Below are 23,297 nucleotides of genomic sequence, written 5' to 3' on the forward strand. Positions count from 1 at the left end.
AAGATAGATATGAAACCTACTGATAAATTTGTCAGTGACGAAATTGCAACCGATGATATTTTACTGGATTTGCAAAATCACGAAAACAAAATCAAGCGTAAACGCCAAAGTTTACGTTGATGACAAAAAATGATCATTGTTTTAAGTTTGATTATTGGCTGCTGTTTGTGTATTACCCTTTTGGTTGCACTTATTGTGCACTTGCAAACTGGAGCACTGTTTTAAAAATATGCAACAAATACCCATATTCGCGAAAACAACCGAACATTTGTATGTGCATGTTCCGTTTTGTAATCACATTTGTACATATTGTGATTTTAAGCGGATTTTAAAAACTCCTCAAACCCAATTCATTGTCGATGATTATTTAATAGATATTCAAACTCGTTTGCATACACAATGTGAATTAAAACAATTTAAAACCATCTTTCTTGGAGGTGGCACACCTAATTGCTTATCTGACAACGAACTTACAACACTTTTAGAGGCTTTAGCGCCTTATGCAGATGACGATTGTGAATTTAGCATTGAATGCAATCCCGATTTAATCAACCAGACCCAAATTGATATTTTTAAAAAAAATAAAGTAAACCGAATTAGTTTAGGCGTTCAATCCACAAACAATAAAATTTTAAAACAAGTTAACCGGATTCACACAATTCAAGATGTAAGTCTCGCTATTAATTTATTGCAAGAAAACGGTATTACAAACATATCATGTGATTTTATTTATAATCTGCAAAATATGACATTCCAAGATATTGATGATGTTTTTATTTTTCTCAAAAAACACAAAATTCCCCACGTTTCTTTTTATGCATTAGAAATTAAATCTAATAGTTTGCTCAAACGTCTAGGGTGTACAATAGATCCTGATAAAGAAGCAGACCAATTAGAATATATTGAACAAAAATTTCATGCAGCAAAGTTTCATCGTTATGAGGTTAGCAATTGAGTTTTAGATAATAAATACCAATGCCAACATAATCTTGCTTATTGACAAACAAAGGATTGAATGGCTTTAGGTTATGGAGCACACGGTTTTGAAAACCGATATTATTACCAATTTAATGGACGAATTAACCACCCCTCTATTGAAACGAAACAATTGAATACCCATGATTATTATCAACAAATATTAATTATGGGCCTACGTTTAGCTGAAGGGTTAGATTTAAAGATACCTAGATTTTACGAAGCTTTTATGTTCTTTCGTAATCAACTAGAACATTATTATATACAAGATAATCGGCTATATGCCGAAAGTTTAGATTTACTTAACCAAACTATCCTCCCGATTATATAAACAAAAAACAGGGACTGACCCTGTTTTTTTAGCATTTCTAATTTAGATTAATATTTAATTAGTGAGAAAGTTGGTGCAGACAGTTTTTCGTGACCGTTTAGGAATGTTAGTTCAATCAAATAAACAGAACCAACAACTTGCCCTTGAGCTTTTTTTACTAACTCTTCAATTGCATGAACAGTGCCGCCTGTTGCTAATAAATCATCAACAATTAATACACGTTGATTAGGTTGAATTGCATCTTTATGCATTTCTAAGCTTGAACTTCCGTATTCTAATTCGTATTCTTGTGTAAAGTGTTCACGCGGTAATTTATTTGGCTTACGCACTAAAATAAATGGTTTTTTAATTTGCATAGCTAATGGTAAACCAAATAAAAATCCTCGTGATTCAGCACCTACGATTACGTCAACATTTAATTGGTTAACATATTCTGCAAAGGCATCAATTACATCCTGCATAGCTTGGGGATGCATAAAGATTGGTGTAATATCCTTAAAAATAATTCCTTTCTTGGGAAAGTCAGGGACATCTTTAATCAAAGATTTTACATATTCAATTTTGGGCATACTCATTTTAAACTCCTAGAATTTGTTAATATTCAATATTTCTTGTTCATCATATTTATCATAACCAAATTGTTGGTTATGATGGCTATTTAACGTTTTTAACCGAATTTTTTGGGCTAATAAAATTGTTGCCATATTCAGTTTCAGCATTACATTCGCTAAAATAGGATACATTACAGCTAAACTAACAAAGACGATTAAGTTCATCATAATTAAATCAACAGGAAGAAAGAACATTAGTATTAATAGTGATGCAAGCATCACATAATAAATTATATTATAAGCCACTCAATTCTCAACACTTGCTTGTGTTAAAAGATTTTTTAGTGCTCTTTTTTGATAAATTTGTTTGCTATTAATTCGCATGCGAATTTGGCCAAGATAAACAAAAATAAATAATAATAACAAGATAAAAAAGGTATTAAAACCAATCAGACTATATTCGTTGATGGGGATTTGTGTTATATACACTAAACCAATGCCTGCACTAACAAAAGTAAAGACGGTTGTGATAATGACTAGTGCTGAAGTGATTCGTAACCAAATCATACCTCAACATAAAGCAATAACGAAAATAATTAAATAACTATAAACACTCATACGCGCATTTTGTAATCAAAAAGCTGTGTTTTGTAAGTTAATTACTAAATGAAATTGCGCTGATATTTTATCTAAGTCATCCACATAGGTTGCACTTTGGGTGTCAAAAATAATTTCGGTAGTATGGTTAATAACTTGGGTGCCGACAACTGATGGATATAACTTCGTATTAATAGCATCAATCGGGGTTGGTTCACTAATGTATCCACGCACTAATGTATTAGCAAAGAAGTCGTGACTACGGTTTACTAAACCTAAAACCAACATCCCAATAATAATGATTAATCCAATTAAAACTAATGTAGCAATTAAATAAGCTTTATGATGCATGTGTTCAATAAATGCCTGTAATCGTGAATTAGTTTTAGGAACAAAAACGCCAAATTGTTGTTGGTTAATTAAAAGTGCATGAGCAAGATATTCTCTATATAAATGACAATTAGGTTTTTCTGCACAAACGATGGCTAATAAATATAAGATACCTAAAAAGACAATATAGGATATTAAGAAATAAGAGAACAAAATAATCATGACATTTGTTCCAAAGGCCTGATTAGTATGATCGTTAAAGAACATAAAAACCATTCCAGAAAATAACATTAACATGTATAAATAGAAATATTTAATCCATTGATCATTCAAACTTTTAACCAAGGCGTTTTTATACGAATAACCTTGCTGCAAGAAAAATTGCATTCCCTTATTTAGTTGCATTAAGCCAAATAGGTTTAAAATATTAAAAACAAACAGGGCTGCATATGTTTCAGCGCTAAAACCAGTATTAAATTTAATTAAAAAAACTAATGCTAAAACATAACTAAAGAACATTAATAAAGCATTTAATAAACCTGCGAGTTTATACAGAACACTCACGATGATACCAATCAAAAGAATAATTACACTTAAACCGATTAAAATACTTTGTTGGTTTGATAGTTTAGTCATTAATTTATGATTGTGGATTGTTTGCAAATGACTTGCTCGTTCAACATATTTAACAAAAGCTTGTGCATATTGTTTCTTAGCAATCAAAGGATTATGAGCTGTTAATAAATCGTTATAAGCATAAGCATTGTGGAAGTACTTTTTAAAATTAACTAAGTTATTAAAATAACTATTGGTATGATGATCTGCTTTTTGACTGATTAGAAATTCCTTAGTATGGTATTGGTTTTGTTGATCTGCTTTAAAATAATGATAGAAAGAGGCGTAATCAATACTTATAACATAGGGACTGATCAATGATAATTGTTTTAAGTTTCAAGAATAAAACATTTCTTGATCTTTTAATTTTGTTGGGCCTTGTGGTTGATTAAAATTGAATTGGTTGTTGCTAGGTGAGTAATACTGCGAAGTATAAAAAGTTTGCAATAAGGTTAATAATTGGTCTTCTTGAACCGGTTTTTGATAACTTAGAGTTTTCTCATCAATTAAAAAATCGCTAATAGGTTTTTTCGAACCAATCACAAAACTCATGTATTGACGCTCAGCATCATTACTAGATGCTATTTGATATTGACCATCAATGATATCTCAAATTTCTTGATTAACTATGTTCTTTTGTTCATGAGCATACGCCAGTAAGGCTAATGAATTAAGTTTCATAATTAAAGCATCACGATTAGCTCACAATAATCAAATGTTTTCGGGTTTTGTTAATTTTTTAGGATCTTTACTTAAATTCTGCAGTATTTCATCACGGCTAGCAACCGTTTTAGCATCGCCTGCAACACTTTTAAATTGAGCATCAAAAGTGTCTAAACTAAAATCTTGATTATCCTTAGTAGGAACCTTAATTTTTAATTCCAAAGAATTAGTTAAACTGTTGTTTTGCAAACTTAATCAAGCTTCTTTTTGGTTTAAAATTAAAAAATCTTGTTCATCAAATTGTTGATCATTAAGTTTTGTTGTTTTATGAATTGTTGATCCTAATAATCCAGAAATGTTTTGTAGTTCTAAACGATTAGATGTACTAAAAGTTCGCAATAAAGCAAGTTTAGCAGCTACCTTCTCTTCTTGTTTAGTTATATATCGGTAATCTAAATCTGCATATGTCCCATTTAAACTATAATCGTAAAAGAAATTTGCGATCTTGCCATCTATTTGACTTTGTGCATTCAATAAGTGAAAATCTAATTTTGACAATTGTGCTATATGTTGTTGTTGATTAGAAGCGTGATTTACTGGTGTGGGTGAAAATCATTGAGTTTGAGTGATAAATTTATCATCCAATCCATTTGTTGACTTTAAATGTTCTTGGACATAAACACTTCCGGCTGCTACTCCAGCTACACTACCTGCGGCAATTAATCCAATTCCACTTCATAACAACGCTTTTTTATTTATTCGTGAATTATTTTTCATTAATTGTTTGACTCTCAAAATAATCATTCCTCTAAACATGTTTTTATGGCACTATAAATCATAATTATATTATAAACATTATGCATATTTGACTTTTTTCGATATATACCAGTTTATGTTTATTATAATTATATTAAAAGAAAGATGAAAAAATGAAAAAAGGGGCCGCATGATTTATAGTCTATACAACCAAAGCGCTGATTTTAACTTATCTAAATATGAACCATTAATTAAAATGTTGATCGAAACAATCGAAGCTCATTTAAAATTACCGAGTGACCGAATTTTTGAACTCTTTTTTGTGGATGATGATGAAATTCGAGAGATTAATTTTAATTACCGCGAAAAAGACGCAATTACTGATGTAGTTTCACTAGAAAGTGATCCTAGCCATTTCAGTCCGATTTTAGGTGAAGTTTATGTTTGTGTGCCTCAAACTCAACGACAAGCCATTACTTATCAACACTCGTTCAAACGTGAATTATGTTTTTTAATCACGCACGGAATCTTACACCTGTTAGGTTATGATCACCTAACTACCAAAGATGAACAAGTTATGTTTGGTTTACAAGAAGAAATATTAAACAAATTAGGAATTACACGCCATGAGTAAAACAGAAATAAAATATGCCAATATTGCGATTATTGGTAAACCCAATGTAGGTAAATCATCATTAATGAACGAATTAACAAATTCATTAACTAGTATAGTGACAGCTAAACCACAAACAACAAGAAATGCCATTAGTGTTGTTTATGAAGATGATGATAGTAAATTTGTTTTTACTGATACCCCAGGGTATTTAAACCCCCATTATAAATTGGATGAATTTTTAAACCAAGAAATTAAACAAGCTTACGAAAAAGCGGAGTATATTTTATTTTTAACAGATATGTCCCGACCATTAAGTCCTGAGGATAATGAAATCATCGAATTATTACAAAACCTGCGAAACAAAAAAATTATTTTAGTCGTAAATAAAGCAGAAACAGCCTTGAACCAATCCTTAATTGATGAAAGAATTAATTTGCTAAAGCAATCTATTAATTTTATCGATACTATTCAAATTAGTGCATTACATAAAATTAATATTGATAAACTAATTGAACTAATCAAAATGCAAATCACTCCTTCACCAATTAATGAGTGATTTGGTCAACAATACAAACAAGATGATTTATTTTTAATTAGTGAAATTATTCGTGAACAATGTCTAATTCTATTAGACAAGGAAGTGCCACATGGTGTTGGTGTACAAATCGAAAGCGAAGAGTATCAACCTGAACAACAAATCTGAAAAATCGCAGCCAGCTTAATTGTTGAAAAAGAATCACATAAGCCGATTATCATTGGTAAAAATGGAACCATGATTAAAAACATTCGTGTAAATAGTGTTAAAAAAATAAGTAGTATTTATGATGCACGGATTCAATTACATTTATTTGCAAAAGTTGAAAAAAACTGACGAAATTCTTTTGCTACCTTGAACTCCTTGGGTTATAAAAACAAAAAATCCTAGTCATGGGTTTAGTCGTGACACGAGGTTATCTCGTTAAAAAAACAGATTTCAATTATTTTGACGAAATTCTCACATTTTTAAATGAATATGGTAATTTGTTTACTATGTATGCCCCAGGAGTTAAACGAATTACATCAAAAAATTCTCGTAGTCTGTTTTTTGGTAATTATTTAGAATTTGAATTCTTTCATTCTACAACACCAAATAAATTAGGTAAGTTAAAAAAAGTTGTGGCACTCCATCGTATTGACTATACATATGAGAACCATTTTGCTTTGTTAGTTTTAAACTATTTAATCAGTAGTTTGCGTGAGACTAATCAACAAACTTTTAACTTCTATCAAGAAATTCTGGCTTGAATTATCCAAGATGTTGATCCGTATGTCTTAAGTTTATACACGATGATCCAATTTGCTAAACGAGAGGGCATCTTATTTTCTTTTAGAAATTGTGTCCATTGTCAAAATGACAAGAGAATTTTGACATTTGACCAATCTCATTTGGGGTTAATTTGTGCAAATTGTTTCAAGAATGAGCCACATTTCATTTTATCTCATGCATTAATTAAATATTTTTATATACTAAATAGCATGGATGCATTTAATAAAAAAATAGTAATTCCACAAAAAGACGCAATTAATTTAATGAAGTATCTTAATCATATATTGGCAAATAAACTCGGTCTTTATATTCCTTATATTGATTATTTAAAAAACTTCGTTAAAAAATAAAGGAGCTTAATATATGCAACGTTTCAAAAAAGCAGAAGATATTGTTAATCATTTAAAACAAACTGGTTTTGTTTTTGCTAACTCAGAAATATATAACGGATTAGCTAATGCTTGGGATTATGGTCCACTAGGAGTCATACTGAAAAATAATTTAAAGAATTTATGATGAAAACACTTTGTCAATCGTACGCCGGATGTTTATGGTTTAGATTCAGCCATCATTAATAACCCTTTAGTTTGACAAGCAAGTGGCCATTTAGATAATTTTAGTGACCCCCTGATCGATTGTAAAAATTGCCAAACACGATACCGAGCAGATAAAATGATTAACCAAATTGCACAAAGTGATTTGATTAATGAAAAAACAAGCAATCAAGATATTCAAAATGCCTTGGTTAAGTTTGCTATCAAATGTGAAAATTGTAAACAACAAAGCTGAACAGATGTTCGATATTTTAATTTAATGTTTAAGACAAATATGGGCGTTATAGATGATAACAAAAATATCGTTTATCTACGTCCCGAAACAGCTCAAGGTATTTTTGTTAACTTTAAAAATATTCAACGTGCAATGCGTTTACACCTGCCGTTTGGGGTAGCTCAAATTGGTAAGTCTTTTCGTAACGAAATTACACCTGGAAATTTTATTTTTAGAACTCGTGAATTTGAACAAATGGAAATTGAGTATTTCTTGCACGCAAATGATGCTTATAATGTTTTTGATCAATATGAAAACAAAATTTATAACTGATTGACTAAAGAATGTAATTTAGATGAAGACAAAATTCGTAAACATGAGCATTCACCAGAAGAATTAGCTCACTATTCTGCTAAAACTATTGATTTTGAATATGAATTTTTATTTGGTTTTCAAGAATTATACGGTCTTGCCTATCGTGGTGATTACGATTTAAATCAACATATGCAATTGTCTAAAAAGGATTTAACTTACTTAGATGAAAATACTAAAACAAAATTTGTCCCACACGTTGTTGAACCATCAGTTGGTGTGGAACGTTTGTTTTATGCCATTGCAACTAATCATTTATTAATCGAATCTTTAGCTGATGATGAAGAAAGAATTGTTTTTAACTTGCCATACGAACTAGCCCCATATAAGTTAGCGGTTCTCCCTTTATCAAACAAGTTTAAAGATCAAGCATTTAAGTTTTATCAAAAATTATTAAACCAAGACATTGTAATGACTTTTGATGCTGCTGGGTCAATTGGTAAACGCTACCGTCGACAGGATGCTATTGGGACTATTTATTGTTTAACAGTTGACTTTGATAGTTTTAATGAAAACCAGGAAATTATATCGTTCACAATTCGTGAACGTAATTCAATGAACCAAAAACGAATTACTCTAGAAGAATTACCTGCTTTTTTATCAAAACAAGGACACAGCAACTTTAACTGTGAGTAATTTAAATTTATTTGACAATATTCGTGCGCAGGTAAAAATATCAGATATCATCAAGCAATATATTCATATCACTAAAAAGGGGAATAATTATATTGCTATTTGTCCATTTCACAACGATACCAAACCATCTTTATCAATTAACAATCAAAAGCAAATTTTTAAATGTTTTGCATGTAATCAAGCGGGTGATGGTATTAAGTTTGTTGCCGAAAAAAACAATATTTCCTACCAAGAAGCAGCCATTAAAATTGTTCATGATCATAATCTTGACCCAGATTTGTTAAAAAATCTTAAAAAACAGACACCTTATGAGCAACTATTAGCAGATACTAATTTTCTAAATTCCCAAGTTTTAGTATATTTTCAAATGTGATTAAATGATGTGAAATATCAAGATGTCCGTCAAATCTTAATTGATAGAAAAATTGCTCCAACAATGATTGAGCTTTTTCGTTTAGGTTATGCTCCTAAACACAATCTTCTAACACAAGTTTTAAAAAAAGTGCAGCCGAATTTAGCTGCTGAAAATCCTTTTTTTAATTGAAAAAATTTAGAGACAGCATCTATTCTTAATCTTGACGAACAAGCTGAATATCGAGACTACTTTTTTGATCGGATTATTTTCCCTATTACAGATGTCAAAAATAATGTCATCGGTTTTAGCGGGAGATCTTTAAACAATAAACAAGCTAGTAAGTATATGAATACGCGAGAATCTAAAGTTTTTATCAAAAAACAGACTCTATACAATTTATTTTTAGCTCAGCAAAACTTAGGCGAACATCATGCTTTATATATTTGTGAAGGGTTTTTTGATGTTATTAGTGCCTATCAATCAGGTATAAAAAACATTGTTGCCACAATGGGTGTAGCTTTAACTAATGATCATTTACGTCTGTTAAAGAGTGTTGGTGTTAAAAAATTAATTCTGGCATTCGATAACGATGCTGCCGGCTTAGAAGTTACACTAAAGTACATTCATCAATTAAAACAACAAGGTTTTGAGTTGTTTGTTCTTAACCAAACAGAAAATAAATATAAAGATTTTAACGATGTTTTAGTTCATGAAGGTGAAAACAAACTACAAATATTGTTAGGTCAGTATGACCATTATAGTGTTTTTTATTTGCGATACTTAGCAGATTTATATACACAAACTGAAGATTTAATTAAAAAAAATGCAATCAAAAAAGACTTTTTTGATCATATAGGAGCTGATGGTGATCAGAACTATATTTCAATATACGCGGAGTTATTTTTAAAATTTGAACCACAATATTCAATAGATTTAGCCTATCGCGAAATATATCGCTTCTTAACAAAACCTAGCGCCAATAATCAGAAATTAAAACAGCCTATTAAAAAAACAAAAACACCTAATTATCGTTTTAATGATCGTTATATAATAGCCAACTCAATTAACGTTTGTGCGCTGTTTGCAGCTATTTTGCAATCCAAACTATGCTATGATCGTGTTGTAGCGGTTCTAGATGATGAAAAACGTTTAGTTTTATTAAATGAATATATTGCATTGTTAGATTATTTCGACGCTTTATATTTAAGTGTTTTGGAAGCGGATAATGTTGATGCTAAATATCATTGGTTTCTAAACAACTGGGATAATACCGAATATGATCAGGCCACTAACATCCTGTACGAACAAGTACAAAACTATTTAATTAATCCCTTAAATAAATGGCCATGAAAAACCTCTGAAAACGAAATACCTATGGCCTTGCAGGATTTTGAAAACTGAGCAATTAAAGATACAATCCCTTTTCTAAAACGAAAGAAAAACCTGAGTGATTTTTAAATCCTCAGGTTTTTTATTAATGGTGCTCAATAAGGGACTCGAACCCATATGATTTCTCGGTTGATTTTGAGTCAACTGCGTCTGCCATTTCGCCAATTGAGCAAGACTAATATATTATAATTAATTCGTATTGGCTTTGTCAAATTAATTTGGTATAAAACCAATATTTTGTATTAAAAAGGAGTGTAAACTTATGAATAATAAAAATGATACAGAAAGATTTGATTATCCACAGGATGATGATGACGGTAAAAAAACATTATTAAGAATGAATGATAGTCATAAACACATTAGTGATTTCTTCTTTCAAAACGTTAATATTTTATCAACGGATGTTTGCTTAGACATCGGTTGCGGTGGAGGGTATAACGCTGGAGAACTAGCTAAACGAGCTACTTTAGTTCACGCTATTGACATTAGTAAAAAGGCTTGTGAAGTAACCCGATTTTATAATGCCACAGCTTGTCGATCTCAAAAATTACACATCAGTAATATAAGTATTGAAGATGCTGAATTCCCCAGTGATTATTTCAATGTAATTACCGCTTTTTCAACTATTTATTTTTGGGATGATTTAGATTACGATTTAAAAAAGATTTATAACATTTTAAATAAAGGTGGAGCCTTTTATGTTATGATTGCAACCAATAAAGATAATTGACAAGATCAATGGAAACATGTTAATAATTTTAAAGTGATAGATGAATACGAACTATTAGCTAAATTAAAGGTAATTGGTTTTAATCAACTCAATATTAAATACCAACCAAATACAAAACGTTTGATGATTCAAGGAGTTAAATAATTATGGATAAAACAAATAAAACAAATGTTAACATAACTAATGATTCTTTTGGTAATCCTACTAATGATGAAGCTGGTTATAATATCTTAAAAGATATGAATGAGCACCATCAAACTATTGCTGCTTGGGGATTTTCTCAATTCAATATCCAAAACGATGATCGGTGTTTAGATGTTGGTTGTGGTGGTGGTGCAAATATTAAGTATATGTCTGCCAAGGCTGAGCATGTCACAGGTATCGACATTTCAATTATGTCATGTAAAGTTTCACGAGAAGTGAATGATTTAGGCATAAAGAACGACCGTGTATGCATTCAAGAAGCCAATATCGAAAACTTTGATGCACCAAGTGAAACATTTAGTTTAATCACTGCTTTTTGTACAATTTATTTTTGAAACGACCACCCCGCTGCTTTTAAAAACATTTACCGGTTATTAAAACCAAATGGTCGTTTTTGCTTAATTGCAAGCGGAAAACAAAAACAATTAGAATGAGCGCATGTCCCCAATTTAAAAATCGTTGATGAATTTGTTTTAATGTCAGAAATTAATGATGCTGGTTTTTCTGATCTAAGCATTATTTTTGAACCAGACAAGGGCTATATTATTATTCAAGCAGTTAAAAAATAGATACCGAGAGTTTAGTTTATTAACAAACTAGATTATCAACATTTTGACATTCAATAAACCTATAAACAGGTTATAATATTGTAATGGACATCAATTTAGCTCTGTATAACATTAACGGGTTTTTACTTCTTTGTTAATTATTGATTTTTAAAAAGTGTGAAAAATTTTGAAACATTCTATTAATATACAAAATTCCTTTATGTCCGCGTACAAATGCATATTTTAAAAAGCACGCTCGATATTATTTAATGTTAAAAAACATTTTCGTTAGATAAAAATATCTATGAGTAAAAATCTCTTAGTAATTTATTATTACTCCTCCTAGCTTTTTAATCTAATTTTTAATCAGATTAATCGCTGTGACTTAAACAATATTTATCAGCTAGCCTTATGAAAGGATCCCTAGGATCCTTTTTATTACAACCATTAATTATTAGCAAACAACAAGGTTATAAATGCCTTTTTTAACTTTTAACAATTAAAAGAATTTTATTTTCCTCAGCGATTTGCTTCCAATTAACTTTTTTAATGTCTTATGTCATAAGACATTGTATTAATTTAAGAGTATCAAGGATTTAATCATGCATAAACCACATATTTTATTATTAACCTCAGGCGGTGACGCTCCAGGAATGAATACTTTTTTGGCCAAAAGCATTACTTTATTACGGGATAAATACTCTGTTTATTTATGCTCTAACGGTCTTAATGGATTAATTAAAAACCAGATTTTCCCTATTGATGAAAATTGTGATTATTTGCAATTTGTTGATCAACCAAGCACCTTTTTAGGTTCTTCACGACTAAAAAAACCTTTGCAAGAAGATAAAATTTCTTTGCAAACAATTATCCAAAACCTGCAACAAGCACAAATCCAACATTTGATTATTTTGGGCGGGAATGGAAGCATGGCTGCTGCAAAAGTCATTAGTTTACATACTGTTATTAATGTCATTACAGTACCCTTTTCTATTGATAACGACTTGCAGGAAGTGTTTTATACTATTGGTTCCTTATCGGCTGCTCTGTTTAACCACTCCCTGCTTCGTAATTTAAAATATACTAATCAGGCCCACCAAGCTTTATGCCTGATCGAAATCATGGGGCGTCATCATCCCTACTTATTAGACGCATCAATAGGTAATTTACAACCATTACTGACAATTAGAACTATTAATGAGAAATTAACTCCAGAGGCTATTTGCCAAGAAATCTACAGGAAATTACATACTAGTCAAAAATATGATCCACTAATTGTTGTAAAAGAATTAATTTATAATTCTAAGGAATATGAGGAAATTAACCAAGCTATACAGTTAAATTTTCCCGACATAATTGTCCGCCGACCCATCTTTTTTTCTTATTTACAACGTGGGTGCGACGTTGCTGAGATCGATCAAATCATTTGTGCAAACGCAGCACAAGTATTATTTAATTTCTTAACAAATTGTCCCAACATTACAATTAGTAACAACTTTTTTGTTGCCATCAATCAAAACGATAAATCAGATATTCAGATTCTTCCTTATAGCATTATCAAATAAAAACCGCAACAATGTAGATTGCTGCGGTTTTTATTTTCTCAGTTTTTGACATTCTGGACAAAAATAAGTACCTCGTCCGTTTAATTTAATTTTCATGATTACACCTGAGCACGATAAACAATTTTGCTTATCACGACCATGAACTTTTAAAAAAGATTGGTATGACCCTTGTTGATCTTTATCAACTTTAAAAGAGTGAATTGAAGTTCCGTTATGTTCAATTGATGTTTTTAAAATCTTTTTTGCGTGATTATAAAGGTTGGTAAAGTCTTCTTTTTTTAACCTGTTAGCCTTGCTTGCTGGATGGATTTGACAAGCAAATAAAATCTCATTGGCATAAATGTTCCCAATTCCACTAATTTTTGTTTGGTCTAATAATAAGGTTTTGATATCCTTGTTAGCTTTGCTTAATTGTTGATAAAAGAAATTAGCATCTACACTTGGATCCAAGGGATCTTTATTGACTTTTTGTAATTCTTTTGAAATCAAATAATCAGTTTGTGAGTATACATGAAAAGTACCAAATTGGCGGGTATCATAATAAACCAATTTGTAATCATTATCTAAATAAAAAATAACGTGCGCATGAGCTTGGTTTACAAACTCGTTTTTTTCTAAATAAAAAAACTTCCCTTCCATACGCAAATGCACTGCAAGCACATTATTATTATCCATAAAGAAAAGAAGGTATTTCCCGTGTCGCTCAATTTTTAAAATTTCACGGCCTTCAAACTCGTTAACGAATTCATTCTCAGTTCGGTTTTTTAAAATTTTTGGCAAAAAAACTTCCACTGTTTGAATTTTTTTATTTAAAACTAATTGGTTTAAATGATTAACAATCACTTGGACTTCTGGTAGTTCAGGCATAATTTACTCCTTATATTTTAATAATTAAGATTAATTTTTCACCGCATCGAAAAATCCAACAACGCTTCTTCATTGATTTCGTTGACCAGAAATTCTTCTAAGGTTGCTTCTTTTAATAAATCAGTTTTTATTTTAGCTAGTTCGTAACACAAATAAGCATTGTCTTTATCATTGATTAATTTAGTTTGAACACTTTTTGAACACTTATCAAGATTATTATAAATGTTGTCCAGGTTATTAAAATTCAAGATAAGATTAAGGGCTGTTTGTTTGCCAATACCTCGAACCCCTGTTAAATTATCAGAACTATCACCAGCTAGAGCTTTAAAATCAATAATTTGTGCAGGCTGTAAAGCGTTGTTTTGCGCAGCAAAGTTTTGCATATCATTAGTTTGTAAAACACTCATCCCTGTTTTAAATAAATGCACTTGGGTTAATTCATTTACTAATTGTAATAAATCTTTATCTGATGAAAAAACATCAACTTTGATGTTTTTATCATTGCAAAAATGAGCAAAAGAACCGACAATATCATCTGCTTCATATCCGGGAAAAACAAAGGTTTTTAATCCTAAAATATGGAATAACTCCTTAATTGGCTCTAATTGCATCACTAACTCTGCATCCATCGGTTTACGATCTTTTTTGTAGTCATTATAAGCATCTTTGCGTAGTGTTTGTTGCGGGCTATCCAAAGCAACTAATGCGTAGTCGTAAGTATCAAACTGCATAATGTTTTTCAACATTCTCCCAACTAATCTAATCGCATTATTAGCGGGAATATTGTGAGCGCGATTATATTCTAATTGCTTATATGAAGCGAAATATGCGCGATAAATTAACGCACTCGCATCGAGAACAAAGGCTTTTTTACTCATAATCTAACTCTCCTTTTGAATCGTTTTAATAATATAGTATGTTTGTTGTTGAACGATAATTACTTCATAAAAATGTTCATTTATTCAATCCACTTTTAATTTGCAATAACAACAAATGATTTCGTTATTATATTTAATTTTTACCAAAGCGTACTTTTGTTGTTTAGCAGTTGTTTTTCATTCATAATCAATCACTTGGATTCGGATTAATTGATTTAATAATATCGAAGTTGTTTGCAATGATAAATCCTGTCATGCAAAACCTAAATATTCTTTTTCTGCACTAATAAATTCTTGGTTAGAAGTAATATTAAACTCTTCATCAACTAATTGTTTGTCAAAACTAAAGAAACCATCTTTAATCAATTCTAGAACAGCAAAGTTTTTCTCTAAATTCGCTTGCAAAAATTTACGAGATAAACCAAACCGGTCAAAAGCACCTAAACTAATTAAAACCAGCATGTTCGCTAGAGTTACCTTATTGGTTTTTAAATTAGCAAAACAGTCTAAATAGTTCTTTGTGTTTCGGTTTGCTTGAACAATTTTTTGGCATGTCTCATACCCAAAACCCTTAATTGATTGAAAGCCAAAATATATACTCCTGTCAGTTACATTAATACTAAAGTCTGCTTGACTTAAACAAATGTCAATTGGTTTAATAGTGATATCGTAAGTTTGTGCCTCTTGGAAATAATTTAGGATTTTATTCTTATTATTCCCTTGTGTATTTAATAAAGCCACAAAAAATTCTAAAGGGTAATGACGTTTTAAATAAGCTAATCAATAGCTAATTAATGAATACGCCAGCGAGTGAGAATGGTTAAACCCATAATTTCCAAAACGCATAATATAGTCGTATCATTTTAATGCTTGTGCTTCAGAATACCCATTTGCTTGGGCATTCTTCATAAAATCAGACTTTAAAGCTAATAACTGATCATTATCTTTTTTGGAAATAGCACGTCTAAATAAATCAGCTTTTGCAGCATCAAAACGCGCAATCAATTGTACTAATTGAATAACTTGCTCTTGATAGACAATGATTCCGTGTGTTGGTTGCAAAATGCCTTTAATGGCCGAATTTTCATATGTAATACTTTGCGGTTCTTTACGATTTTTTAAATATTGGTATATTTGTTCTTGAGCACCGGGTCGTAAAAGAGCAGAGGCAATGGAAATGTCTTCGATGTTTTGTGGATTAATTTTTTTAACTAAATTAGTCATCGCCGGTGATTCTAATTGGAAAATACCTAATGTTTTCCCGTGCCCTAAATCTCTTAAAACATTTAAGTCGTGTTCATTAATAGTTAATAAGTTAATGTGTTCATTGTAATTAGCAATTAGCAGTTTTTGAATATCATATAAGAAAGTTAGGTTTGTCAAACCTAGTAAATCCATTTTAATTAATCCAAAACGTTCTAAGTATTCCATACTGTATTGTGACAAATATCGATCATTCATCCCCTTTTGTAAGGGCACTCTTGAGCGTAAAGGACTATTGGATAAAATAATCCCTGCCGCATGGGTTCCTATATTCCGTGGAATATTGATGAACTTGAAGGCTAGTTGAAATAATTGTGGGTGACGTTCATCATACTCGTGTAACTTCTTTTTGATTTCCTGCAGATCGCTAGCATCTTTTAATTGGTCAATTTTTCTGCAAATTTCGTTAATCGTTTTTAGGTTGATTTCTAAAATACGACCAGTATCGCGAATTGCTGTTTTAATTTTAATTCTTTGAAAGGTAATAATATAAGCAGTGTGTTCATTTGTATATTTATTAAAAATATACTCTAAAACATCGTCCCGTTTACGGTCCATAATATCTGTATCAATATCAGGCATGGTTTTTCTTTTTGGATTTAAAAACCTTTCAAATAGTAGATTATATTTGATGGGATCAACATCGGTAATTTCCATGCAATAGGCCACCAAAGACCCAGCAGCGCTACCTCGACCCGGACCTATTAATATATCATGATCTTTAGCGTAATTAATAAAGTCAGCCACAATTAAAAAGTAGTCTTCAAATTTTTTGCTGCTAATTACATCTAGTTCATAATCTAAGCGAGTTTGATAAATCTGCAACTTTTCGTGTTCAGCACCAACACGACTGATTAAACCATCTAAACACATTTTACGTAGCAAACTAGCGGAGGTGATTTTTTTATCTGCCTGAAATACAGGAATATTCATGGGCAGGTTGGGAATTACTAAATCAACTTGGTTTAATAATTGTTTTAAATTTTCAATCCCTGAGGGTAAATAATAAGTTAACAACTGTTGATCATTATATAAATAAGCATCCTTGTTGTGAACTTCTTGTTGCATATTCTCCAATAACATGTTATTTTTAATCGCTAATAACCCTGTGTATGCTAAAAAATCTTTTTGTTTTTGAAAATATGCACTATGACAGGCAATGTAATTGGATGCTGATAAATCATCGGCAACATAAAAATTAGTGTGTTTAAATGATACATCACCCTTTTTACGAATAATGAAAAGGTCATCATTAATTTGTAAATCAAAAGTCTCTTCTAACATAATATGTGAAGAAATTTGCATCAACTGCAAATAACCCTGATAATTTTTTGCAATCACAATAACTTGGTTATTAAGATAATTGATTTCCACTCCGATAACAGGTTTTAAATTGGCCTTAACAGCTAAATCATAAAATTCAATTGCTCCATACATATTATTTAAGTCTGTTAAACAAACGTGTGTCATTTGGTTTTCTTGAGCAAACAAAACTAAATCTTCAACGCTAATCGTTGAAGATAATAATGAATAGTATGAATGTGCATTAAGATTTGCTAATTTCATTATTTTTGCTTTTCTTTAGCGCGAATTAAATCCTTAATTTGCTTACGTTTTTTCGGATCTAAATCTTCGTAATCTAATTGGTATTGTAATTCTTCAATTGTTTGTTCATGTAAGGGACGTTCTTCAAAAAGATCATTAGGATCAAAGACAGAGGTCACATTATCATTCTTCTTATTATTTATCATAACTTACTCCTTTTTGCTGTCGATGTTTTTTATAAAGTTTTTTAAATTTTGAATAAAGGTAGGTAGTTCATCAAGCGAATCTAAATAACATCCCGCTGCTAAATCATGACCACCCCCATGATATTCAATAGCTACCAGACGAATTGGATAGTCTGCTGAACGTAGTGAAATCTTATAATTATTTTCTTCAAGAACATAGTAGATTACAAACCAAATCTTAGCTTCTCTAACACTAGCTAGTAAATTTACTTTTTCGCCCCATCGATCAAAATTGTAAATTTCATTTCATTCAGGTTGCACAAGTAGATAACCAATATTATCATCAATAACCACTTTGGTCATTAGTTGTGCATCAAACAAGACTTCTTGAAAACTGCGGGCATATAACTGATTATAAATTTTTTGATGCTTAACACCATTAGTGTAAAATCATCCCATTAAATTATAAGTATCATCATCTACCTTGTCATACATTAAGCGGTTTGAATCGGTACATAAACCAATAAATAGATATTCTAGAGTTTTTAAATCATAATTTAAACCACTGTTTTTTAATGCTAAACCAATCATTTCACACGCTGCAATTGAAGTATCATCAATATAAGATATATCTGTAAAAGTAGGGTTTTTTACGTGGTGATCAATTAAAATAGTTTTCTTACAAAAAGTGTGCAAATGTGAAAGTACACGATCTGCATTAGCTGTGTCAACAATAAAACCAACGGATTCTTTAATAAAATCTAAATCTACATCCTCGTCTGAAAACTCAAAGAAATTTTTAAAATCATTTTGTTTTAAAGTGTTCATGCCGACTATTTTAACATCTAACCAAAAAGCATTTAAGCGTAAAATACGCGCCAAAGCAAAAGCGCTGCCTAATGCATCGCAATCAGGATTTTTATGAACAAAAATGCTGGCTTTACTAAACCCTTCAGTGTGTTTAATCCATTCATTAGCTGCAGTTAGGTAATTAATATTAATCATCTCTACTCCTTTACATTTATTTTTTGAATATGATTTTTCAATGTCGATTCAAGAATTCCTTCAATAACAATTGACTCTTGTTCTAAATTAATCACTGTGGATAACTTAGGGGAAGTCGTTGGCGATGCTGGCGCAAAAGCTGCGCATGAATCGTCGTAAGGTAAAATACTTGTTGCATATGTATTATATTTAATCGCTAGATCAATAATTTCGTTTTTATCAAAAGTGATTAAAGGGCGAACAATTAAGAAATCATCGACCGCTTGTGAAATCACTTTCATTGAATTCGTTGTTTGGCTCGCTACTTGGTTTAACGATTCACCTGTCACTAAAAAATCACATTTGTTTTCTTGCGCAATTTGCTTAGCAATCCGCATAAAATAACGACGCATTAAAATAATTCGGTAGTTTGTTTTAGAGATGTGTGAAATTTCTTCTAACATCGGTGTGAAATTACAAATATATAAATTAGCGTTACATAATTTGTTATCCATTGTTATTAATTTAGTTAAGTCTTTTACTTTTTGCAAAGCTTTATCAGATGTGTGTGGTGGTGTTATAAATGTGATAAAATCGACACTAATCCCACGTTTCATAACTAAGCGAGCTGCAACTGGTGAATCTATTCCACCTGATAATAAAACTAAGGCTTTGCCATTAATGCCAACAGGCAATCCCCGAGCTCCTTCAATCTTTAAATAATAAACATAACAGTCTTCATAGTTAACGTCAACATTTATCAATATTTCGGGGTTGTGCACATCAACTTTCACTAATTTATTGTTGGTCAAAATATAACCTGCAATCATGCGTTTTAATTCATCAGAATGGATAGGAAAAGTTTTATCTTTGCGCTTCACTTCCACTTTGAAGGATTTGTTTTGATCAATCAATATTGTGCTACACGTTTTTTTAATTACATCCAGATCTTTAGGTATCTTGTATGCAAAGCTAAAATGAGCGATACCGTTGATATGAGTTAAAATGTTTGTGATTCTTGTTTGATCTTCGTTAAGAAAATTATCTACTATTGCAAAATCATACCCAATATGAAAAATTAGACCAGCAAACTCACTCAAGGCTTTTTTAATATTTCGCCCAAGACATTGAACGAACTTTTGTCGATTTTTACCTTTTAAAGTTAATTCTCCGTATTTGATGTAAATTATTTGTTTGTTCATACTTCAAATCACTTCTTGTCTTTTTGTGTTAATTTTGGAGAAAAACCATTAACAATGTAGTCGTCATATCATTGTTTTGCTGGAATATAAATTTGTTGTTCAAATTGTTTTAAATCAACTTGAAAGTTCGCTAGAAAAATTTCGTGAGTTTTAGGATCATAAGCACTCGGATTCATGTAATCCTCTGTTGTTAAAAAAGTGACAGCAAAAAGTCCGTGTGTTTGTTTTCTTAAATACAAATATAATCCTAGTTGCAATTGGTAGTTCACTGGAATTTGGATTTCCTTATCCGCATTGAATCAACTCAAATACTTCTCATTTGGATTTTTGACAATAGGTCGATTGTTCAGATCTTTTTTTAAAACAGGAATTTCATCAATCACTTCATACAAGAACTTATCAATGGAAGATGTTTTGATTTCTAACATTGGACCTTTAGAATAATCTATTTCCCCTTTTTCATTAATAGGCTCTCCGTCGGGAATCCCCCCAAAAACTGAATTTTCTTTAAAAGCATCATATCCAATATCTTTTGGATTATATGCCAAAAAATGATAGCCGGTATTCGCGTTAACTAAATCGAAAACCTTCCGCTCAATTACATTCCCAGCATTGGCGTGCATAGGATCGATCTCTTCGCGATAAATACCCACCATCATGCATCAAGCCTTAACTGGTGATGCGTATTCGCCAACGCCCAAAATCTCGCTCAATCGACTTCCAGTAATTTTTTTAAAATTTTTATGGTTGTCTTCATAATATTTTTTATTTAAAATAATTCGATCATCCTTTAAAGTAAAATCTTGCTTATGTTTCTTGATAAATGGCATTCTAAACTCGCATTCTTACAACATGTCTATTTTATGATTATACCACTAAAAAGACAGCTAATTAAGGTTATAAATTAAGAAATAATTAAATCTATTATTTTCAATAATACGTCCGTAGTTATTTGTTATAAAATTATTAATAACTTAATATCTTATTATTAATAGATAAAATAAGTATTTCGTAATTGTTTAAGTTAAAAAATACCTTTTTTATGTTATAATATTTAAAGACTTTATAAAGCTTATATTAAATATAGAAAAACTGAGGAGGCGATTATATGGCTAATATTGTATCAAATGAAAAATCTTATCGACACAATGAAAAAGTGCGTAAACAAAACCATTCAAAAATGTCAAAATTACGTACAGTAGTTAAGAAAGTACGCAATTCAGAAAAAGTTGAAAATTCAGCAATTGCTTACTCAGTCATTGACAAAACTGCATCAAAAGGTGTTATTCATAAAAATAAAGCTGCACGTTTAAAATCAAGAACGATGAAAGCTTTAAACAAAGCTGCTGCAGCTGTAAATTAATTTATTAATTATTTAATACTTATCATTACGAGATAATCATCTAAAACTCTGGTCCTTTAATACCAGAGTTTTTTTATTTTTATTTTCTTGTGTGCATTTATAAAAAAATTATAGCTAATCTGATATTAAAGAAATAAAATCATTAGCTACATGTATTACCTTGTTTTATTTTATAATATTAAATAGTTTAATTAAAAATAAGAAAAGGAATACTATGAAAAAAACAGTTGTTTTATATGCGCGTATATGTCCTGATGAATCAGTTCATACAAAATATTTATTTGAGGCTTTTCAAAATGAAACAAACTTTGATACGCGTTTTTTAGATGCTGCTAAGCCTTTTGATTTTGAAAAAGAAAAAGATTTTATTTATCAATATGATCGAATTATTTTTTTATTCACAATTAATTGATTTAATATGCCGTGATCTTTATCGCGTTATTTTGCCGAAGTTTGAAAAACAAAGCCATTTGACATTGCAGGACGTGATGTTTACAAAATCATTACAACAGGCCGATCCAAAGCTCATTATCAACGAGAAGGTGAAAATGCAAGTGGGTTTAGCGTTGATGATTATTTAAACAATATGAATGGTATGTTAAAATCTGTCAAAACAAATATTAAAGAAACTTTTGCTTACCATAATTGTGTAGAGTATAATGCTAAGGAATTAGAAGAATTTAAGGATAAAGTAATTCATTTCTTTAAAAATTTAGACTAATGAAACTAAAAAAATATTTAGATCATTTTTTAACACAAAAACATGATTTACAAAATAAACATGATTGGGGATGAACTAATCATGTTTATTCTTGTTTAATAAACGGAAACACCTATTATGTTCGTATTAAAAAAAGCGAACTTAACCCATATGAACCTTTATTGTTTAGCCATTTTTTCTCATTCCCACACTACTACAACAGTATTAGCCATCACATAATCACCCCAGCCTTAGAAACTGCTGAACATATAGAAATTAATGATTGGTATTTTAAATCATTATTAAGTTTTATAAATGATTTACAACAAAATTCAATTGTGAATTTAATAGCTGAAAAAAGATATTTTAATTATTTACAATATATCGACGTTGTCCCTGATAGCTTATACAAAGAAATGTTTTTAACATTCTATAGTTTATTATCACAAGAAGCAGAAATTGTTTTGTGTCACAACGATTTATCTATCTTTAATATTTTGGTTAATGAAACTACAAATTTGTTTCAAATTATCGATTTTGAACTAGCAAGTTTTGGGTTTGCGCACTATGACATTTTTAATTTTATTCGTTCCATCCCTAGTTTGCAACAACAAGAATTTTATATTAAGAAAATCAGTAGTCAATTACAAATCGATTTGACACTTTGTTATAAATACATGTTTTTTGTAAATTATTTTGCTTACACTTGGGCTTTTTATCAGACTAATATTTTGTTCAAAAATTTTATTGCAACTTACATCAATCAAACCGAAGCACATTTTTATTATTGGTGAAAGAAAATATTCCAATAAAACTAACAGGCAAAAAATAAAAGGTTTATTAAAGGGAATAAAAAAAGGAACTCTAAAGAGTTCCTTTTTTACTTTGCGTGGCGATGACCTATTTTGTTTTAACTATCGTCGGCTCTAAAGTGCTTGACTTCCGTGTTCGAGATGGGAACGGGTATTTCCACTTTGATATCTTCACCACACCTTGATCGATG

General features: G+C 30.4%; 22 protein-coding genes, 1 tRNA gene and 1 rRNA gene. 13 read left to right on the top strand and 11 right to left on the bottom strand.

Annotated elements, in window-relative coordinates; genetic code table 4:
- Positions 1 to 9: 9 nt before the first annotated feature.
- Both OF365_RS02185 and hemW read left to right on the top strand, forming a co-directional pair.
- Positions 10 to 225: a hypothetical protein gene (locus OF365_RS02185; RefSeq protein WP_263817977.1), complete on the top strand. Its 216-nt coding sequence runs from the start codon at positions 10 to 12 to the stop codon at positions 223 to 225.
- 4 nt (positions 226 to 229) lie between these two features.
- The gene (gene hemW, locus OF365_RS02190) at positions 230 to 1,306 is read left to right on the top strand and encodes a radical SAM family heme chaperone HemW (protein ID WP_263817978.1); all 1,077 of its coding nucleotides are present in this window, start codon (positions 230 to 232) and stop codon (positions 1,304 to 1,306) included.
- A 47-nt stretch (positions 1,307 to 1,353) separates the two neighbouring features.
- Here the strand turns inward: hemW and OF365_RS02195 are convergent, their stop codons facing one another.
- The gene (locus tag OF365_RS02195; protein ID WP_263817979.1) at positions 1,354 to 1,875 is read right to left on the bottom strand and encodes an adenine phosphoribosyltransferase; all 522 of its coding nucleotides are present in this window, start codon (positions 1,873 to 1,875) and stop codon (positions 1,354 to 1,356) included.
- Positions 1,876 to 1,890: 15 nt separating this feature from the next.
- Positions 1,891 to 4,857 (bottom strand): hypothetical protein, encoded by a 2,967-nt coding sequence (locus tag OF365_RS02200; RefSeq protein WP_263817980.1) that lies wholly within the window; start codon positions 4,855 to 4,857, stop codon positions 1,891 to 1,893.
- 151 nt (positions 4,858 to 5,008) lie between these two features.
- Here OF365_RS02200 and ybeY point away from each other — a divergent pair, with 151 nt between their 5' ends.
- Genes ybeY through dnaG form a run of 5 tightly spaced genes read left to right on the top strand, consistent with a single transcriptional unit; the run spans position 5,009 to position 10,329 of the window.
- Positions 5,009 to 5,452 carry an rRNA maturation RNase YbeY gene (gene ybeY, locus OF365_RS02205; protein WP_263817981.1) on the top strand — a complete coding sequence of 148 codons (444 nt, stop codon included), beginning with the start codon at positions 5,009 to 5,011 and terminating at the stop codon, positions 5,450 to 5,452.
- Positions 5,445 to 6,359 (top strand): GTPase Era, encoded by a 915-nt coding sequence (era, locus tag OF365_RS02210; RefSeq protein WP_263817982.1) that lies wholly within the window; start codon positions 5,445 to 5,447, stop codon positions 6,357 to 6,359. The genes ybeY and era overlap by 8 nt, the downstream gene beginning before the upstream one ends.
- A gap of 14 nt (positions 6,360 to 6,373) precedes the next feature.
- The gene (gene recO / locus OF365_RS02215; protein ID WP_263817983.1) at positions 6,374 to 7,090 is read left to right on the top strand and encodes a DNA repair protein RecO; all 717 of its coding nucleotides are present in this window, start codon (positions 6,374 to 6,376) and stop codon (positions 7,088 to 7,090) included.
- Between the two features lie 13 nt (positions 7,091 to 7,103).
- Positions 7,104 to 8,516, top strand: coding sequence for a glycine--tRNA ligase (locus tag OF365_RS02220; protein ID WP_263817984.1), 1,413 nt, complete (start codon positions 7,104 to 7,106; stop codon positions 8,514 to 8,516).
- Complete coding sequence (gene dnaG, locus OF365_RS02225) at positions 8,509 to 10,329, top strand: DNA primase (RefSeq protein ID WP_263817985.1); 1,821 nt, start codon at positions 8,509 to 8,511, stop codon at positions 10,327 to 10,329. Before OF365_RS02220 ends, dnaG begins: the two co-directional genes overlap by 8 nt.
- A gap of 20 nt (positions 10,330 to 10,349) precedes the next feature.
- Here the strand turns inward: dnaG and OF365_RS02230 are convergent.
- Positions 10,350 to 10,431, bottom strand: a tRNA-Leu gene (locus OF365_RS02230).
- Between the two features lie 91 nt (positions 10,432 to 10,522).
- Here OF365_RS02230 and OF365_RS02235 point away from each other — a divergent pair.
- The 3 genes from OF365_RS02235 (at position 10,523) to OF365_RS02245 (ending at position 13,307) form a co-directional block, all read left to right on the top strand.
- Complete coding sequence (locus OF365_RS02235; protein WP_263817986.1) at positions 10,523 to 11,134, top strand: class I SAM-dependent methyltransferase; 612 nt, start codon at positions 10,523 to 10,525, stop codon at positions 11,132 to 11,134.
- 2 nt (positions 11,135 to 11,136) lie between these two features.
- Positions 11,137 to 11,763, top strand: a complete 627-nt coding sequence (locus tag OF365_RS02240) for a class I SAM-dependent methyltransferase (RefSeq protein ID WP_263817987.1) — start codon at positions 11,137 to 11,139, stop codon at positions 11,761 to 11,763.
- A gap of 581 nt (positions 11,764 to 12,344) precedes the next feature.
- Positions 12,345 to 13,307 (top strand): 6-phosphofructokinase, encoded by a 963-nt coding sequence (locus tag OF365_RS02245; protein ID WP_263817988.1) that lies wholly within the window; start codon positions 12,345 to 12,347, stop codon positions 13,305 to 13,307.
- A gap of 30 nt (positions 13,308 to 13,337) precedes the next feature.
- Here OF365_RS02245 and mutM read toward each other — a convergent pair whose 3' ends face one another.
- The 7 genes from mutM to OF365_RS02280 are packed head-to-tail and all read right to left on the bottom strand — an operon-like array spanning position 13,338 to position 21,061.
- A complete protein-coding gene (mutM, locus tag OF365_RS02250; RefSeq protein ID WP_263817989.1) occupies positions 13,338 to 14,174 on the bottom strand; it encodes a DNA-formamidopyrimidine glycosylase in 837 nt (278 codons plus the stop codon).
- Positions 14,175 to 14,191: 17 nt separating this feature from the next.
- On the bottom strand, positions 14,192 to 15,052 hold the full coding sequence (locus OF365_RS02255) for a 5'-3' exonuclease (protein WP_263817990.1): 861 nt from the start codon (positions 15,050 to 15,052) through the stop codon (positions 14,192 to 14,194).
- 3 nt (positions 15,053 to 15,055) lie between these two features.
- Positions 15,056 to 17,881 carry a DNA polymerase III subunit alpha gene (dnaE, locus tag OF365_RS02260; RefSeq protein WP_263817991.1) on the bottom strand — a complete coding sequence of 942 codons (2,826 nt, stop codon included), beginning with the start codon at positions 17,879 to 17,881 and terminating at the stop codon, positions 15,056 to 15,058.
- Positions 17,881 to 18,066 (bottom strand): hypothetical protein, encoded by a 186-nt coding sequence (locus OF365_RS02265; RefSeq protein WP_263817992.1) that lies wholly within the window; start codon positions 18,064 to 18,066, stop codon positions 17,881 to 17,883. Before OF365_RS02265 ends, dnaE begins: the two co-directional genes overlap by 1 nt.
- Before the next feature lie 3 nt (positions 18,067 to 18,069).
- Complete coding sequence (locus OF365_RS02270) at positions 18,070 to 19,050, bottom strand: DHH family phosphoesterase (protein WP_263817993.1); 981 nt, start codon at positions 19,048 to 19,050, stop codon at positions 18,070 to 18,072.
- Between the two features lie 2 nt (positions 19,051 to 19,052).
- On the bottom strand, positions 19,053 to 20,231 hold the full coding sequence (gene thiI / locus OF365_RS02275; protein WP_263817994.1) for a tRNA uracil 4-sulfurtransferase ThiI: 1,179 nt from the start codon (positions 20,229 to 20,231) through the stop codon (positions 19,053 to 19,055).
- Positions 20,216 to 21,061: an MPN551 family DNA-binding protein gene (locus OF365_RS02280; protein WP_263817995.1), complete on the bottom strand. Its 846-nt coding sequence runs from the start codon at positions 21,059 to 21,061 to the stop codon at positions 20,216 to 20,218. The genes thiI and OF365_RS02280 overlap by 16 nt, the downstream gene beginning before the upstream one ends.
- Positions 21,062 to 21,339: 278 nt before the next feature.
- Here OF365_RS02280 and rpsT point away from each other — a divergent pair, with 278 nt between their 5' ends.
- From rpsT to OF365_RS02295, 3 genes are all read left to right on the top strand, one after another.
- Positions 21,340 to 21,594, top strand: a complete 255-nt coding sequence (gene rpsT / locus OF365_RS02285) for a 30S ribosomal protein S20 (RefSeq protein WP_263817996.1) — start codon at positions 21,340 to 21,342, stop codon at positions 21,592 to 21,594.
- A 214-nt stretch (positions 21,595 to 21,808) separates the two neighbouring features.
- Positions 21,809 to 22,315: an NAD(P)H-dependent oxidoreductase gene (locus OF365_RS02290; protein ID WP_263817997.1), complete on the top strand. Its 507-nt coding sequence runs from the start codon at positions 21,809 to 21,811 to the stop codon at positions 22,313 to 22,315.
- Entirely contained in the window at positions 22,315 to 23,106 is a 792-nt protein-coding gene (locus tag OF365_RS02295) for an aminoglycoside phosphotransferase family protein (RefSeq protein WP_263817998.1), read from the top strand. The genes OF365_RS02290 and OF365_RS02295 overlap by 1 nt, the downstream gene beginning before the upstream one ends.
- Positions 23,107 to 23,181: 75 nt before the next feature.
- On the opposite strand, the gene rrf is transcribed toward OF365_RS02295, so the two are convergent.
- Positions 23,182 to 23,285, bottom strand: a 5S ribosomal RNA gene (gene rrf / locus OF365_RS02300).
- Between the last annotated feature and the right edge of the window lie 12 nt (positions 23,286 to 23,297).

Origin of the sequence: Ureaplasma zalophigenitalium (genome assembly GCF_025780055.1) — a bacterium.
Taxonomy (GTDB): domain Bacteria; phylum Bacillota_I; class Bacilli_A; order Mycoplasmatales; family Mycoplasmoidaceae; genus Ureaplasma; species Ureaplasma zalophigenitalium.